General features: G+C 63.3%; 12 protein-coding genes. 2 read left to right on the top strand and 10 right to left on the bottom strand.

Annotated features, from left to right (window positions below; translation table 11 throughout):
- Window positions 1-9: 9 nt before the first annotated feature.
- From QMX97_RS01250 to QMX97_RS01240, 3 genes are all read right to left on the bottom strand, one after another.
- A complete protein-coding gene (locus QMX97_RS01250) occupies window positions 10-2,241 on the bottom strand; it encodes a xanthine dehydrogenase family protein molybdopterin-binding subunit (RefSeq protein WP_282395657.1) in 2,232 nt (743 codons plus the stop codon).
- Window positions 2,241-2,696, bottom strand: a complete 456-nt coding sequence (locus QMX97_RS01245) for a (2Fe-2S)-binding protein (protein WP_065905649.1) — start codon at window positions 2,694-2,696, stop codon at window positions 2,241-2,243. The genes QMX97_RS01250 and QMX97_RS01245 overlap by 1 nt, the downstream gene beginning before the upstream one ends.
- Before the next feature lie 138 nt (window positions 2,697-2,834).
- The gene (locus QMX97_RS01240) at window positions 2,835-4,535 is read right to left on the bottom strand and encodes an AMP-binding protein (RefSeq protein WP_282395655.1); all 1,701 of its coding nucleotides are present in this window, start codon (window positions 4,533-4,535) and stop codon (window positions 2,835-2,837) included.
- Window positions 4,536-4,811: 276 nt separating this feature from the next.
- On the opposite strand from QMX97_RS01240, the gene QMX97_RS01235 reads away from it, so the two are divergent.
- Entirely contained in the window at window positions 4,812-5,588 is a 777-nt protein-coding gene (locus QMX97_RS01235) for an ABC transporter substrate-binding protein (RefSeq protein WP_065905654.1), read from the top strand.
- An 84-nt stretch (window positions 5,589-5,672) separates the two neighbouring features.
- On the opposite strand, the gene QMX97_RS01230 is transcribed toward QMX97_RS01235, so the two are convergent.
- From QMX97_RS01230 to QMX97_RS01215, 4 genes are all read right to left on the bottom strand, one after another.
- Window positions 5,673-6,299 (bottom strand): PAS domain-containing protein, encoded by a 627-nt coding sequence (locus QMX97_RS01230; RefSeq protein WP_065905656.1) that lies wholly within the window; start codon window positions 6,297-6,299, stop codon window positions 5,673-5,675.
- Window positions 6,299-7,432 carry an FAD-binding oxidoreductase gene (locus tag QMX97_RS01225; RefSeq protein ID WP_065905658.1) on the bottom strand — a complete coding sequence of 378 codons (1,134 nt, stop codon included), beginning with the start codon at window positions 7,430-7,432 and terminating at the stop codon, window positions 6,299-6,301. Before QMX97_RS01225 ends, QMX97_RS01230 begins: the two co-directional genes overlap by 1 nt.
- Window positions 7,429-8,361: an ornithine cyclodeaminase family protein gene (locus tag QMX97_RS01220; protein WP_213552319.1), complete on the bottom strand. Its 933-nt coding sequence runs from the start codon at window positions 8,359-8,361 to the stop codon at window positions 7,429-7,431. The genes QMX97_RS01225 and QMX97_RS01220 overlap by 4 nt, the downstream gene beginning before the upstream one ends.
- Before the next feature lie 68 nt (window positions 8,362-8,429).
- Window positions 8,430-9,368 carry a LysR family transcriptional regulator gene (locus QMX97_RS01215; protein ID WP_065905660.1) on the bottom strand — a complete coding sequence of 313 codons (939 nt, stop codon included), beginning with the start codon at window positions 9,366-9,368 and terminating at the stop codon, window positions 8,430-8,432.
- A gap of 109 nt (window positions 9,369-9,477) precedes the next feature.
- On the opposite strand from QMX97_RS01215, the gene QMX97_RS01210 reads away from it, so the two are divergent.
- On the top strand, window positions 9,478-10,977 hold the full coding sequence (locus QMX97_RS01210; protein ID WP_065905661.1) for a CoA-acylating methylmalonate-semialdehyde dehydrogenase: 1,500 nt from the start codon (window positions 9,478-9,480) through the stop codon (window positions 10,975-10,977).
- Between the two features lie 129 nt (window positions 10,978-11,106).
- Here the strand turns inward: QMX97_RS01210 and QMX97_RS01205 are convergent, their stop codons facing one another.
- Genes QMX97_RS01205 through xylF form a run of 3 tightly spaced genes read right to left on the bottom strand, consistent with a single transcriptional unit; the run spans window position 11,107 to window position 14,798 of the window.
- Window positions 11,107-12,243 (bottom strand): sugar ABC transporter permease, encoded by a 1,137-nt coding sequence (locus tag QMX97_RS01205; RefSeq protein WP_262134994.1) that lies wholly within the window; start codon window positions 12,241-12,243, stop codon window positions 11,107-11,109.
- Window positions 12,244-13,791: a D-xylose ABC transporter ATP-binding protein gene (gene xylG / locus QMX97_RS01200; protein WP_177410346.1), complete on the bottom strand. Its 1,548-nt coding sequence runs from the start codon at window positions 13,789-13,791 to the stop codon at window positions 12,244-12,246. It lies immediately after the preceding gene.
- Window positions 13,792-13,796: 5 nt separating this feature from the next.
- Window positions 13,797-14,798, bottom strand: a complete 1,002-nt coding sequence (gene xylF / locus QMX97_RS01195) for a D-xylose ABC transporter substrate-binding protein (RefSeq protein WP_065905667.1) — start codon at window positions 14,796-14,798, stop codon at window positions 13,797-13,799.
- Between the last annotated feature and the right edge of the window lie 306 nt (window positions 14,799-15,104).

The raw sequence follows: 15,104 nt of genomic DNA, 5'->3' as shown, positions 1-15,104 counted from the left end.
CCTTGTCGATCAACTGAAGGTATAGCGGCTCAAGGGCAGGCTGCGGATGCGCTGGCCAGTCAAATGTGCGACCGCATTGGCCACGGCGGGCGCTACTGCCGGCAACGGGGGTTCGCCGATACCGCCCATCTTTTCGCCGCTCTCGACAATCCGTACATGCACTTGCGCCATCCGCGACGGCGGCAGGATCGGGTACAGGTCGTAGTTGCGCGCCCGCGGCTTGCCGTCCACGTACACCGCTTCCTCCAGCAGGGTCTGCGACAAGCCCAGGGCCACCGCGCCATTGACTTGCGCCTCGATGATCGCCGGGTTGACGATGCTGCCGGGGTCGATGGCTTCCCAGATGTGGTGCACCTTGACCTGGCCTTGGTCGATCGACACTTCGGCGACCACCGCCGCATGCGAGCCGAACGGCGAGGCCATGGCCACGCCACGTGCGCGCCGGGTGCCATCTTCGGCGGTGTAGGGGCCGCGCTTCCAGCCACCGGACAGCTCGCCCACCGCCTGCAGCAACGTGGTCAGCCGCGGGTTGTCACGCAGCAGGTGCAGGCGTAATTCGTACGGGTCGTGACCGCCCTTGTCCGCCAGTTCATCGAGGAATGCTTCATAGAAAAAGTCATTCAGCGAATTGCCCACCGAACGCCAATAGCCCAGCATCACCGGGCCTTTCACGTAGATCTGCGCGATGCGCTTGTTGGGAATCGCATAGGCCTTGCCCGACAGCCCTTCCAACGCGGTAGGGTCGATCTTGTCACCCTGTTTGCCGGCCAGGCCTTCGGTCGGGCCCTCGGTGGCGCTTACCGCCTCGAGCGCCAGCGGTAGGCCTTGGTCATCCAGCGCCGCGCGGAACTTGACCACCGCGACCGGGCGCAACACATCGCGCAGGAATTCTTCCTCGCGGCTCCAGATCAGCTTGACTGGACGACCGACCGCCTTGGCCAAAGTGATGGCCTGCGGGTAAGGGTTGGCCGATTCATACAGGAAATGCCGGCCGAAAAACCCGCCCAGCAGCGGCGAGTGCAGGGTGATCTGCGCAAGGTCGAGGCCGGTGCGCTTGGCGATGTCGGCGCGAAACATATCCGGCGCCTGGTTGGGCAGCCAGACCTCCAGTGAACCATCGGCGTTGAAGCGCGCCAGGGCGGACGGCGGCTCCAGCTGGGCATGGTTGACGTACTGGTTGTGATAGGTGGCCTCGACGTGGGTCTTGGCATTGGCGAGTGCGGCGGCCACGTCGCCTTCGTTCTCGTCATCGCGCGACGGGCCTTGCTGCGTGGCGAGAAAGTCACGGTGCTTGTCGCTGGAAAAATCCGCCGGCATCACGCGCAGGCTCGAATCGGCGGCAGCTTCCTGCCAATCGACCTGGATCGCCTCGACTGCGCGCTTGGCGTGCCACCAACGTTCGGCCACCACTGCCACCGCGCCGGGCAGCGTGTGGACGGAGTGCACGCCTTTCATTCCTTCGACCTGCGCCTGGTTGCGCAGGCTGCCGACGGTCATGCCCAGGCGCGGCGCGTGCTGCACGGCGGCGTGAAGCATGCCGTCGACCTTCAAGTCGATGCTGTACTGCGCCTTGCCGGTGGATTTGTCGTAGGCATCCAGGCGTTTCACCGGCTTGCCGATCCAGCGGAACTGGCTCGGATCGCGCAGAGTGATGCTGGCGGGGTCTGGCACCGGCATGTCCAGCGCGCGGCCAGCCAGCTCGCCGTAGCCCAGTGAGCGCCCGGACGCGCTGTGCACCACGCGACCGGGTTGGGTAGTCAGTTCGGCGACCGGCACGCCCAACTGCTGGGCGCCGGCCTGCAGCAGCATGGCGCGGGCGAGGGCGCCCAGGCGGCGCATGGTCGGGTAGCTCATGCGCACCGACATACTGCCGCCGGTGATGCGCATGCCGTTTTCCATCACCACGTAGGCGTCGCCAGGCGGGGCGGCTTCGACGATAAAGGTGGCGGGGTCGGCGTCGAGTTCTTCGCCAACAATCTGCGCCATGGCGGTGTGAGTGCCTTGGCCGCCTTCCATGAAGGGGCTGAGCAGGCGCACGCTGCCGTCCGGGCGAATCTCCAAAAAGGCCGGCACCTGGGTACCGCGCTCGGCCGGCGTGGCCGCTTGCACCCTGGCCGAGCCCAGCGGCAGGCCAAAGCCGATCACCAGCGCACCCACTGCCGTGCCCACCAGAAAGTGCCGACGCGACAGGTTGACCGGCTCGCCCAGCGGCAGCTCGAGCATTTTATTGCGCGTATTCATCAGGCGCTCTCCGGCTTGGCCAGCGCCTGCATGGCGCTGTGGATCGCGTTGTAGGTGCCGCAGCGGCACAGGTTGATCATCGCTGCTTCGATCTGCGCATCGCTGGGGGCGGGGGTGTGCTTGAGCAGCGCGGTGGCTGCCACCACCTGCCCGGACTGGCAATAACCGCATTGCGCGACCTGATACTCGACCCAGGTGGCGACCACGCGCTTGCCCACTTCATCGTCCTCGATTGCTTCGATGGTGGTGACCTCACGGCCTACCACCCCAGCCACCGGCGTGACGCAACTGCGCACGACATTGCCGTCCACCAACACCGAACAGGCGCCGCATTGCGCCAGGCCGCAGCCGTACTTGGTGCCGGTCAGCCCCAGGTCATCGCGAATCACCCACAGCAAGGGGGTGTCCGCGTCGGCATCGACCTGATAGGTCTTCTGGTTGATTCGCAATTCCATGATTCACCTGCTGATCGACGGTAGTGGCGGCCTTTTTGGGATGGCCGCTCATTGTCGAACTCTAGACCACCGCGCAAGGGGCCAGGTATCCGATGGTCGATAAATCGGAGGATCAGGCAAGTAATCAACAGGAATAGACTACGACTCCACCGTCGGCCGCACAAAGTCCTCCTCGAAGTGCTCCTGCTCACCCCGCGTTTCACTCTGGCGTCGCAGCACTTCCATCTGGCGCAACTCTACCCGGCGAATCTTGCCGGAGATGGTCTTGGGCAATTCGCTGACAAACTCGATCCGCCGCACGCGCTTGTACGGCGCCAGGTGTTCGCGGGCGAAGGCGAGGATGTGCTGCGCCAACTCGGCGCTGCCGGGGGCGTCGTGGGCGAGGATCAGGAAGGCCTTTGGCACCGCCAGGCGCAGCGGGTCCGGGCTGGGTACCACGGCGACTTCCATCACCGCCGGGTGCTCGATCAGCGCGCTTTCCAGTTCGAAGGGGCTGATGCGGTAGTCGGACGCCTTGAACACGTCGTCGGCGCGCCCGACAAACGTGATGTAGCCGTCGGCGTCGATCTGCGCGGTATCGCCGGTGCGGTAGTAGCCGTCGCGCATCACCTCAGCGGTTTTTTCCGGGCTGTCCTCGTAGCACAGCATCAGGCCCAGCGGACGTATCGCCAGGGGCAGGGCGACTTCGCCCTCGGTGCCCGGCACGCCGTCGGCATCGAGCAGCGCCACCTGGTAGCCCGGCAGCGGCCGGCCCATGGAGCCCGGCTTGAGCAATTGCCCTGGGGTGTTGCCGACCAGCGCGGTGGTTTCCGACTGGCCGAAGCCGTCGCGCAACGGCAGGCCCCAGGCATGCTGGATCTGCTCGATGATCTCCGGGTTCAGCGGTTCACCGGCGCCCACCAGTTCACGCAGGTTCAGACGGTTTTTGTAGCTGGCCAGGTCCTCCTGGATCAGCATGCGCCACACGGTGGGCGGCGCGCACAGGCTGGTCACGCGGTAACGTTCCAGCGTGTTGAGCAGGGCCGGCGCGCTGAAACGCGCGACGTTATGGATAAAGATGCAGGCGCCGGCGTTCCATGGCGCGAACAGGCAGCTCCAGGCATGCTTGGCCCAGCCCGGGGACGAGATATTGAGGTGCAGGTCACCCGGCTGCAGGCCGATCCAGTACATGGTCGACAAGTGGCCGACCGGATAGCTCTGGTGGCTGTGCAGCACCATTTTCGGCTTGGACGTGGTGCCGGAGGTGAAATACAGCAGCATCGGGTCGGTGGCCAGGGTGCGGCCTTCGGCCTCGAACTGCTCGGGGTATTCGAAGGCGGCGCTGTGCGCGACCCAGCCAGTGGGGGCGGCGCCCACGCAGATGCGGCTGCAGCCAGCGCCGAGGCCGTCAAACTTGCCGACATGCGCCTCACCGACCACCAGGTGGCGCGCCTGGCCGCGCTCGATACGGTCACTCAGGTCATCGGGGTTGAGCAGGGCAGTGGCGGGGATGACCACGGCGCCCAGCTTGAACGCAGCCAGCATGGTTTCCCACAGCGCGACATCGTTGCCGAGCATCAGCAGCACGCGTTCGCCCCGGCGCACACCCAGGGCGCGCAGGTGGTTGGCCACCTGGTTGGAGCGCGCCGCGAGTTGCTGGAAGCTGTAGCGTTGCTCGCTGCCGTCCTCTTCGACGATCCACAGCGCATCCGCCGCGTTGCCTTCTGCCATCGCATCGAAGTAGTCCAGGGCCCAGTTGAACGCGTCCAGGTGTGGCCAACGGAAGTCGCGCACGGCGGTGGCGTAGTCGGTACGGTGAGCGAGCAGAAAATCCCGAGCGGCCAGGAAGGGCTGGGTCATGGTCGGTGTCCTTGATTATTGTTGTAGGGACATGGCTGTGATGCTGCGGCCCCTCGGTTCCACCGGGAGGCTGAACCGAGTATAGGCACGCATAAATCTAGAGATGAACGCTCAAAAACACCGGTGCGTTGTGCAAAAAAGTCATAGGGTGGCGAGGCGATTTGACGGTATGTACATAAAAGTCCAATATGGAATTATAAGTACAAATAAAGCTCTTTTTCGTCTGATTTTTTCTTCGCGCTTGCCTAAACCAACAACAACTTGCGAGACACAACCATGAAGAAACGCTTCGTCATTCCCGTCCTGGCCCTTGGCCTGATCGCCTCCAGCCACTTGCTGGCTGCCGAGAAAACCCTGCGCATCGGCATCGAGGCCGCTTACCCGCCGTTTGCGTCCAAGACCGAGGAAGGCAAGATCGTTGGCTTCGACTACGACATCGGCAACGCTTTGTGCGCGCAGATGAAGGTCAAGTGCGTGTGGATCGAAGGTGAGTTCGACGGTCTGATTCCTTCCCTCAAGGTGAAGAAAATCGACATGGCCCTGTCGTCCATGACCATCAATGAAGACCGCAAGAAGTCGGTGGATTTCACCCACAAGTATTACTTCACTTCGTCGCGCCTGGTGATGAAGGACGGCGCGGTGGTGGATGACCAGTACGCCAGCCTCAAGGGCAAGACGGTCGGCGTGCAACGCGCCACGACCACCGACCGCTACGCCACCGAGGTGTTCGAGCCCAAGGGCATCACCGTCAAGCGCTACAGCAATAACGAAGAAATTTACATGGACCTGGCGGCCGGGCGACTGGACGCGATCTTCGCCGACACCATTCCCCTGAGCGATTTCCTGTCGATGCCACGCGGCAAGGGGTATGCGTTTGTCGGCCCGGAACTCAAGGACCCGAAATACGTGGGCGAAGGCGCTGGGATCGCGGTGCGCAAGGGCAATACCGAGTTGGTCAGCCAACTCAACAGCGCCATCGATGGCATCCGCGCGAGTGGCGAGTACCAGAAGATTTCGCAGCAGTACTTCAAGTCTGATATCTACGGCGATTGACCCTTGCAGCAGCCCGGCTTGCCGGCGATGGCGACCGCAAGGACCCTATCGCCGGCAAGCCGGGCGCGTGCACAAAAGCTGCTTTCAGCCCTTCAATTCCTTCAAGTGCTTGTAGACCGTCGCCCGCCCCATGCCCAGCACATTGGCCACATAGTTGGAGGCGCTCTTGCCCTTGAACGCGCCTTCGGCATGCAGCGCCAGCACCAGCTCACGCTTGTGGTCACGGGTCAGCAGGTTCAGGCTCAATTGGCGTTCACGCATCCAGGCGTGCAAGAAGGTGTTGATGCGTTCCTGCCAGTCATCACGAAAGAGTGAATCCGGTTGCGGGATCAACTTGCTCGGCGACAGGAACAGATCCAGCGCCGCCTTGGCATTCTCGAACAGCGAGATATTCAGGTTGATGCACAGCACGGCCAGGCGGCGGCCGTTATGGTCATGCAGCACGGTGCTCAGGCTGCGAATCTTCTGGCCATCCCAATTGAGTTTTTCATAGGGGCCGATATTCACCTCGCTGACGTCATCGCTGAGCATGTCCTCCAGCGCCGACTCATCACCGATGCCACGTTTGGACAGGTTGTTGGCGATGTAATCGACTTTTTGCGTGCGCAAGTCATGCAGCACCACTTCAGCGTGGGGAAAGAACAGCGTGGCGATTGCGTCGGCAATCGCGCGGAAGTTCTGCATGACCTTGTCGTGTTCGGCGGTGTTCATCAATGCGGCTCCAGGCGGGCGGGGGAGAGCATACCAGCGTCCAGGCCGAACCGCGTCAGTTGCTCCGGCAGCGGCGCACCGCGCACCAGTGCGGCACTGGCCTGGCCCATGGCGGGGGAGGTCTGGATGCCATAGCCGCCTTGCGCCGCGACCCAGAACAGCCCCGGCACCTGCGAGTCGAAGCCCGCCAGCAGATCCCCATCGTGGACAAAGCTGCGCAGCCCGGCCCAGGTGCGGGTCGGGCGGCGGATGGTCAAGGTGGTGGCTTCTTCGATCTGGTAGATGCCCATGGCGATGTCCAACTCTTCGGGCTGGATATCCTGCGCCTCGACCGGGTCGGCGTTGGCGGGGGAGCCGAGGAACATGCCCGCGTCGGGCTTCATGTAGAAGGCTTCGTCGAGGGCCACCAGCATCGGCCAGGCGTGGGTGTCCTGGCCTTCGGGGCCGGCGAAGATAAACGCCGAGCGCCGCTTGGGTTGCAGGCCAATGGCGGCGGCGCCGGCCAGCCCGCCGATATGATCGGCCCAGGCGCCGGCGGCATTGATGATGATCGGCGCGGTGAAGGTGGCGTCCTGGGTATTCACATGCCAGAGGCCGGCGCTGTCGCGGCTCAAACCGAGGACGTGGCTGTCAGTGCGCACTTCGCCCTGATTGCGGCGAATCCCGCGCAAATAGCCCTGGTGCAGCGCGTCGGTGTCGATGTCGCTGGCGGTGGGGTCGTAAATCGCACCGTGGACTTTTTCGCGGCGCAGGATCGGCAGCATCGCACAGGCCAGGTCGGCGCTCAGTTGCTCGACCTGCGGCACGGTGGCCTTGGCGCTCAAGTACTGCGCGTTCAATTCATCCGGGTCGCCGATGAAGTCCACGGTCATTTCACCGCGTGGCGTCAGCAGTGGGTGCTCGCAGAAACCGCTGGGTGGGTGGTCGAAAAACTCACGGCTGGCGAGGGTCAGCGCGCGCACCTGCGGGGTGCCATAGGCGGCGGTATACAGCGCTGCCGAGCGTCCGGTGGAATGGTAGGCCGGGTGGGATTCACGCTCCAGCACAATCACCTTGCCGTGTGGCGACAGCCAGAAACCAGTGGAGGCGCCGGCAATGCCGCCGCCGATGATGATGAAGTCTGCGTGGCTCATAGCTGTCTCCAAAGGGCATTAGCCAGTGCGATGTCTTCCAGGCCCAGGCCGATGGAGCGGAAGAATACGTGACGGTCGTAGGATGGGCGCGGCACCTGCTCGCTGAGCAACTCTGGCAAGTCGCCGATCACCGAGCCGATGTCCCAGCCGTGCTGCTCGGCGGCAATCAGCATTTCGCCGGCCGAGCCCGGGGTGGTACGGCGATAGTCGCAGAACACCTGCATGTCGTTGAGGCTTTGCGGCGGCACTTCATGGGCGCGCGGGGCGTTGGTGCTGATGGAGGTGATCAACGCCGGCTTGCCCAGGCGCGCCGGGTCGATCACCGGCCCGGCCGAGGAGGTGCACAGCAGGATCACGTCGGCGTCTTCCAATGCTGCATCGCAGGTCGAGGCGATCTTCAACCGCGGGTCCAGGCTTTCGAGCTGGGACTTTTTCCCGGCCAGGCTCGGCGAAAACAGGTTGATGCTCTGCCAGTCCCGCAGGTCTTTCACATAGTGCAGATGCGCCTGCGCGACCTTGCCGCTGCCGATGATCGCCAGGCGCTTTGCCTGCGGCGGCGCCAGTGCATCCACCGCCAACGCCGTGGTCGCGGCCGTGCGCGCGGTGGTCAGCTCGGCGGCATCGCACAGCAGCAACGGCTGGCCGGTTTGCATCGACATCAGCAGCGTCCAGGCCGTCACCAGCGGCCCTTGTTCACGCACGATGTAGGGGGAGGTCTTGACCCCATACACGCCGTCCTGCGCCAGCACCCCCAGGTAGTTGATGAAGTCACCGCCGCCGTGGGGAAATTCCACCAACTGTTGCGCCGGTTGCACCGCGTGCCCGGCGGCGAGGTCGCGAAACAGCGCACGCAGGATCTGCAGTACATCCACCTGAGCAAGTAACTCGCGGGCCTGGGCGTGGTTGATCACGTGAGGTGTGCTGGACATGGGTGCTCCGATTATTGAACTTATTTGTCCATTATGGACTTTTTGTTCTGTTGGGCAAGAGGCAAACCTCAGCCCTTGAATCGGAACCCGCCCGACAACCGTTCTTTCAAAAAGCCGACCAAGGCACTCACCGACTTCGGCACGTGGGGCGAATAGGGCCGTATCAGGTAAATCTCATCGGCAAATGCGCCCTTGAGCGTCCAGTCCTTGAGCACTTGCACCAGCTTGCCGCTGGCGAGCGCGGCATGGGCGCTGAAATCCGGGAGCAGGGCGATGCCCAGGTGGTTGAGGGCCGCATCCCTCAACGCTTCGCTGTTGTTGGTGGCGAAGCTGCCGGCGATCGGTACGGTGACGCGCTCGAGGTGTTTGCTGCCGCGTTCGAAGGTCCAGGCGGGCTGGTCGCTGCCGCGTGGGTAGAACAGGCAGTTGTGGGCGCTGAGGTCGCCGGGTTCGCGCGGCTCGCCATGGCGTTGCAGGTAATCGCGACTGGCGACCAGCACCGAGCCGGTGTCGCAGAGCTTCCAGGCCACGTGGGTTTCTGGCACCTGGAAACCGTGGCGCACCGCCAGGTCGTAGCCCTCGGCGGCCAGCGAACTCAAGGCGTCCGACACATCCAGCTGGAGGCGCACCTGCGGATACCGCTGGAGGAATTCGGACAAGTGCGGCACCAGTTGCTGGCGCGCGAACGCCACTGGGGCGGTAAGGCGCACCAGCCCGCGAATTTCTCCGGCCGAGTCGCGCACCGAGGAAAAACTGCGCGCGATCTGTTCGTAGGCACCGCGCACCTCGCGGGTCAGCGACAACCCGGCATCGGTGAGGCGCACACTGCGCGTGGTGCGCGTCACCAGCCGGGTACCGGTGGCTTTTTCCAGGTCGCTGATGCGCTGGCTGACCGCCGATTTGCTCACCCCCAACCGTGCCGCTGCAGCGGTGTAGGTGCCGTGTTCTTCCAGCACTGACAGCCAGTGGATGTGGGTCCACAGGCCTTCGATCTCGGATTTTTCCATGCGCTTATTGTTCGCTTATAAGGACAATCAGTTCTGGATTCTGCTCTGGTTTGGAACAAACCGAAAGCCTATCGTGTGTCCCAACGCCACCCACCTGGGATCTATTGCCATGACTACAACAATCGAGCACTACATCAACGATCAGCGCGTGAGCCGCGATGACCGGTATCAGGACGTCTACAACCCGGCCACCGGCGAAGTGACCGCCCGCGTCGCCCTGGCCAGTCGCCAGACCGTGTCCGAAGCCGTCGCCGCTGCCCAGGCCGCCTTCGCCGGTTGGGCCGACACCCCGCCAATCCGCCGCGCCCGCGTACTGTTCGAATACCTGCACCTGCTGCGTGAGCGCAAGGACGACCTGGCGCGCATCATCGTCGCCGAACACGGCAAGGTCTTCACCGACGCCCAGGGTGAAGTCGACCGGGGCATCGATATTCTTGAATTCGCCTGCGGCATTCCGAACCTGCTCAAGGGCGAGCATTCCGACCAGGTCTCGCGGGGCATGGACAACTGGACCCTGCGCCAGCCGCTGGGCGTGGTGGCCGGCGTCACGCCGTTCAACTTCCCGGTGATGGTACCGATGTGGATGTACCCGATCGCCATCGCGGCGGGCAACACGTTCATCCTCAAGCCGAGCCCGACTGACCCTAGCGCTTCGCTGTTCATGGCCGAGCTGCTGCATGAAGCCGGCTTGCCGAAGGGCGTATTCAATGTGGTGCAGGGCGACAAGGAATCGGTGGACGCGCTGATCGAACACCCGGACGTCAAGGCTGTGAGCTTTGTCGGATCGACACCGATTGCGCAGTACATCTATGAAACCGGCGCGCGCAACGGCAAGCGCGTGCAAGGCCTGGGCGGCGCGAAAAACCACATGGTGGTGATGCCCGACGCGGACATCGAGAAAACCGTCGACGCGCTGATGGGCGCCGCCTACGGCAGTGCCGGCGAGCGCTGCATGGCGATTTCGGTGGCGGTGCTGGTCGGCGATGTCGGTGACAAAGTCATCGCTGCCCTGACCGAACGCGCCAAGCAACTGCGCATCACCGATGGCCGCGACCTCAAGGCCGAAATGGGCCCGATCGTGTCGCGTGCCGCCCTTGAGCGCATCAGCGGCTACATCGAACAAGGTGTGAAGGCTGGCGCGCAACTGCTGCTCGACGGCCGTGACTATGTGCCGACCGAAGCGGGGTTGGAAAATGGCTTCTGGCTCGGCGCGACCCTGTTCGATCACGTGACCAAAGAGATGAGCATCTACCGCGAAGAAATCTTCGGCCCGGTGCTGGCCTGCGTGCGCGTGAGTGACTTCGGCGAGGCGATCAAGCTGGTCAACGACCACGAGTTCGGCAACGGCGTGAGCTGCTTCACCCGCGACGGCAACATTGCCCGCGAGTTCGCGCGGCGCATCGAAGTGGGCATGGTTGGCATCAACGTACCGATCCCGGTACCGATGGCCTGGCACGGCTTTGGTGGCTGGAAGAAGAGCTTGTTTGGCGACATGCATGCCTATGGCACTGAAGGTGTGCGCTTCTACACCAAGCAGAAGTCGATCATGCAGCGCTGGTCGGAGAGCATCGAGCAGGGCGCGGAGTTTGCGATGCCGGTCTCCAAGTAACAACGGTTAGAACACCGCAGGACCACTTGTGAGAGCGGGCTTGCCCGCGATAGCGCAGGGTCAGTCAGGACATTTGTCACTGATAGACCGCTATCGCAGGCAAGCCCGCTTGCACATGTTTGCTTGCGTTCAGCGCCGCCCCGCCCGTGTACTCACATCCACCCACACCGCCAGCACCAGAATGCTGCCTTTCACAATCATCTGCCAGTAACTGTCCACGTCCAGCATCGACATGCCGTTATCCAGGCTGGTAATCACCAACGCCCCGAGCAACGCGCCATACACCGTGCCCGAGCCGCCGCGCATGGACGTGCCGCCGATAAAGCACGCGGCAATGGCATCCAGTTCGCCCATGCTGCCCGCCGAGGGTGAGCCGGCGGCGAGGCGGGCCGTGTTGACCAGGCCGGCGAAGGCGCACATCACGCCCATGATGCCGAAAATCCACAGTTTGACCGCCTGCACGTTGATGCCCGACAGGCGCGTTGCTTCCATATTGCTGCCCACCGCATACACGCGGCGGCCGAACACGGTCTGGCTGGTGACATAGCTGAACACGCCGAGCAGCACCAGCAGCAACAGCACCGGCACCGGGATGCCGTCGTAGCTGTTGAGGGTGGTGACGAACCCTGCCAGCACCGCGCCGATCAGCACTACCCGCAGCACGTCGCGCACCCGCGAGTGCGCCGCCAGGCCATGCAGTGCGCGGTTGCGCCGTTGTTTCCAGGTGAGGAACAGCGTCAGCGCAAACAGCAACACGCCGAGCCCCACGCCCACCGCGTGCGGCAGGTAACCCTGGCCGATATACACCAACGACGGCGACACCGGCGCGATGGTGGTGCCGCCGGTGATCCCCAGCAGAATCCCGCGAAACGCCAGCATGCCCCCCAGGCCGACGATAAACGAGGGGATGCGCAGGTAAGCGGTCATGTAGCCGTTGGCCAATCCGATCATCAACCCGCACAGCGCCACCAGGCTGAGGTTGGCCAGCAGCGGCACGTGATAGACCACGTCCAGTATCGCCGCGAGCCCGCCCAGTAATCCCAGCAGCGAACCCACCGACAAATCGATCTCGCCGCTGATGATCACCAGCACCATGCCGCAGGCCAGGATCCCGGTGATCGCCATCTGGCGCAGCAGGTTGGAGAGGTTGCGCGGGGTGAGGAAACCGCCCTCGGTCTGCCAGGTGAAAAACAGCCAGATGAACGCCACGGCGATCACCAGTGCGAGCATTTTGTAGCGGGTAAACAGCTGTTTGACCTGATTCATCTACGCGGTTTTCCGATCGTTATTATTGTGTTGGCTGAGCGCCGCGGCGAGCACCTGTTCCTGGGTGAGCCCCTGGTTGATGAAATCGCCGCGCAACTGGCCGTCGCCGATCACCAGCACGCGGTTGGACACGCCGAGCACTTCGGCCAGCTCCGAGGAGACCATGATGATCGACACCCCTTCGGCCGCCAGGGCGCCCATCAGCTTGTAGATCTCGTACTTGGCGCCCACATCCACGCCGCGCGTGGGCTCGTCGAGGATCAGCACCTTGGGCTGGGTCATCAGCATTTTCGCCAGCACGGCTTTTTGCTGATTGCCACCGGACAGGCTGGTGATCGGCAAAAACGGGCTGGACGTCTTCAGGTGCATGCGTGTGATTTGCTGATCGATGCTGCCCAGTTCGGCCTCGGCGTCGATGCGGGTCATGTGCGCGTAGGTGTCGAGTACGGCCAGGGTGATGTTCTGGCCGACGCCCAGGTCCGGGATGATGCCTTGGCGCTTGCGGTCCTCGGGCACCATGCACAGCCCGGCGCGGATGGATTTGAGCGGCGTGCGGGTGTCGATCACCTGGCCGTCCAGCCACACCTCGCCGCTGTAGCGACCGGGGTAGGCACCGAACAGTGCCGACACCAGTTCCGTGCGCCCGGCACCGACCAGCCCGGCAATGCCGAGGATTTCCCCGCGCCTGAGGCTGAATGAAATATCGTCGACGCGTTTACGCCTGGGGTTGTCGACGTCGTAACAGGTGACATTGCGCGCCTCGAAAACCACCTCGCCGATGTCATGGGGTTGGGTGGGGTAGAGGTTGCTCATTTCCCGCCCGACCATCTGCGTGATGATCCGCGGGATATCCATGTCGGCCATGGCCGTGGTCGCGATGTGCTTGCCGTCGCGGATCACCGAGACGGTGTCGCACACCGCCGCCACTTCATCGAGCTTGTGCGAGATGTACACGCAGGCCACGCCCTTGGCCTTGAGGTCACGGATGATGTCGAGCAGCACCTCGATTTCCGAGCGGGTCAGGGCCGAGGAGGGCTCGTCGAGAATCAGCAGGCGCGCCTGCTTGTTCAGGGCCTTGGCGATTTCCACCAGCTGCTGGTAACCGCCGCCGTACTGCGACACCGGCAGCGCCACGTTCATGTCCGGGACCTTGAGTTCGCGCATCAACTGTTCGGCGCGATGGATCATCGCCGGGTAGTTCATGCGCCCGCCGGGCAGGGTCAGTTCGTGGCCCATGAAGATGTTCTCGGCCACCGACAGGTCGGGCACCAGCGTCAGCTCCTGGTGAATGATGACGATACCGGCGGCCTCGGTTTCACTGATGGACTGGGCTTTGAGCGGCTGTCCGTCCCAAAGAATTTCTCCCTCCCAGGTGCCATACGGATAGACCGCCGACAGCACCTTCATCAAGGTGGATTTGCCGGCGCCGTTCTCACCGCACAGGCCGACACATTCCCCCGGCCGCACCTTGATATCGATGCCGTTGAGCGCGTTGACACCGCCAAAGCTTTTGACGATGCCGTTCATTTGCAGCAGGTAGTCAGCCATGGCGGTCACAGCCCGCCAATCTGCTCTTTGGTATAGAAACCGTCCTTCTCCAGCAGGTCGATATTGGCCTTGGTCAGCGGTGTCGGGGTCAGCAGGATGGTGTCGACCTGCTTGCTGCCGTTGTCGTACTGCGAGCTATAGGACGGCTTCTCATTGCGCGCCAGTTGCACCGACAGCTTGGCGGCTTCGGTGGCGATCAACTTGAGTGGTTTGTACACGGTCATGGTCTGGGTGCCGTCGATCACACGCTTGACGGCGGCGAGGTCGGCGTCCTGGCCGGAGATCGGCACCTTGCCTGCGAGCTTCTGCGCCGCCAGCGCCTGGATCGCACCGCCGGCGGTGGCGTCGTTGGAGGCGACGATGGCGTCGATCTTGTTGTTGTTCCGGGTCAGGGCGTTTTCGACGATGCCCAGGGCTTCGGTAGGGTTCCACTCCTTGACCCACTGCTGGCCGACAATCTTGATATCGCCCTTGTCGATGGCCGGCTGCAGCACTTTCATCTGGCCTTCGCGCAGTACTTTGGCGTTGTTGTCGGTGGGCGCGCCGCCGAGCAGGAAGTAGTTGCCCTTGGGCGCCGCTTGCAGCACACCGTTGGCCTGCATCTCGCCGACCTTTTCGTTATCGAAGGAGATGTAGGCGTCGATATCGGCATTGAGGATCAGGCGGTCATAGGACACCACCTTGATCCCGGCCTTCTTGGCTTCGGCGACGGCGTTGGTGAGCACGGTGGCGTTGAACGGCACGATCACGATCACGTCGACGCCGCGTGAGATCAGGTTTTCGATCTGGGAAATCTGCTTCTGCTCGTTGGCATCGGCGGACTGCACGAAGACCTTGGCATCGAGTTTTTCTGCCGCCGCGACGAAGTAATCGCGGTCTCGCGACCAGCGTTCCAGGCGCAGGTCGTCGATGGAGAAACCGATCTTCGGGTGCGCAGGATCAGCCATTACCGGCAGGGCGAGCAAGGCCAGGGCAGTGGCGAGCAGCGTGCGTTTGAATGCTTTCATGGTGGTGCGTCCTTTTATTGTTGTTGGAAAGACACTGTGCGAAGACTCTAGGCGAACACTGTATTTGTGGCGAGCAGCCTCTTTGTGGCAAGTGGGTTCTTTGGGTTGAGCAGCCTCTTTGTGGCAAGTGGGCTCTTTGGGGTGAGCAGCCTCTTTGTGGCTAGCAGGCTTATTGAGGCTAGCAAGCTTGTTGTGGCGAGCGGGCTTGCCCCGCGTTGGGCTGCGAAGCAGCCCCTATTGCAAGCGACCGGGTTCAACCTGGCGCACCGAGGTGCCGGGTCTTGTGGCCGCTTCGCAGCCCAACGC

This window comes from Pseudomonas sp. PS01298, from assembly GCF_029959745.1.
In the GTDB taxonomy this organism is placed as follows: domain Bacteria; phylum Pseudomonadota; class Gammaproteobacteria; order Pseudomonadales; family Pseudomonadaceae; genus Aquipseudomonas; species Aquipseudomonas aylmerensis.
Note: the sequence above shows the minus strand (reverse complement) of the source record. Positions and strands in the feature narration are given on the sequence as shown.

Excerpts from the sequence above, each read along its gene's own strand:
- QMX97_RS01250 (WP_282395657.1), bottom strand. The coding sequence starts at position 2,241 with ATGAATACGCGCAATAAAATGCTCGAGCTGCCGCTGGGCGAGCCGGTC.
- QMX97_RS01245 (WP_065905649.1), bottom strand. The coding sequence starts at position 2,696 with ATGGAATTGCGAATCAACCAGAAGACCTATCAGGTCGATGCCGACGCG.
- QMX97_RS01240 (WP_282395655.1), bottom strand. The coding sequence starts at position 4,535 with ATGACCCAGCCCTTCCTGGCCGCTCGGGATTTTCTGCTCGCTCACCGT.
- QMX97_RS01235 (WP_065905654.1), top strand. The coding sequence starts at position 4,812 with ATGAAGAAACGCTTCGTCATTCCCGTCCTGGCCCTTGGCCTGATCGCC.
- QMX97_RS01230 (WP_065905656.1), bottom strand. The coding sequence starts at position 6,299 with ATGAACACCGCCGAACACGACAAGGTCATGCAGAACTTCCGCGCGATT.
- QMX97_RS01225 (WP_065905658.1), bottom strand. The coding sequence starts at position 7,432 with ATGAGCCACGCAGACTTCATCATCATCGGCGGCGGCATTGCCGGCGCC.
- QMX97_RS01220 (WP_213552319.1), bottom strand. The coding sequence starts at position 8,361 with ATGTCCAGCACACCTCACGTGATCAACCACGCCCAGGCCCGCGAGTTA.
- QMX97_RS01215 (WP_065905660.1), bottom strand. The coding sequence starts at position 9,368 with ATGGAAAAATCCGAGATCGAAGGCCTGTGGACCCACATCCACTGGCTG.
- QMX97_RS01210 (WP_065905661.1), top strand. The coding sequence starts at position 9,478 with ATGACTACAACAATCGAGCACTACATCAACGATCAGCGCGTGAGCCGC.
- QMX97_RS01205 (WP_262134994.1), bottom strand. The coding sequence starts at position 12,243 with ATGAATCAGGTCAAACAGCTGTTTACCCGCTACAAAATGCTCGCACTG.
- xylG (WP_177410346.1), bottom strand. The coding sequence starts at position 13,791 with ATGGCTGACTACCTGCTGCAAATGAACGGCATCGTCAAAAGCTTTGGC.
- xylF (WP_065905667.1), bottom strand. The coding sequence starts at position 14,798 with ATGAAAGCATTCAAACGCACGCTGCTCGCCACTGCCCTGGCCTTGCTC.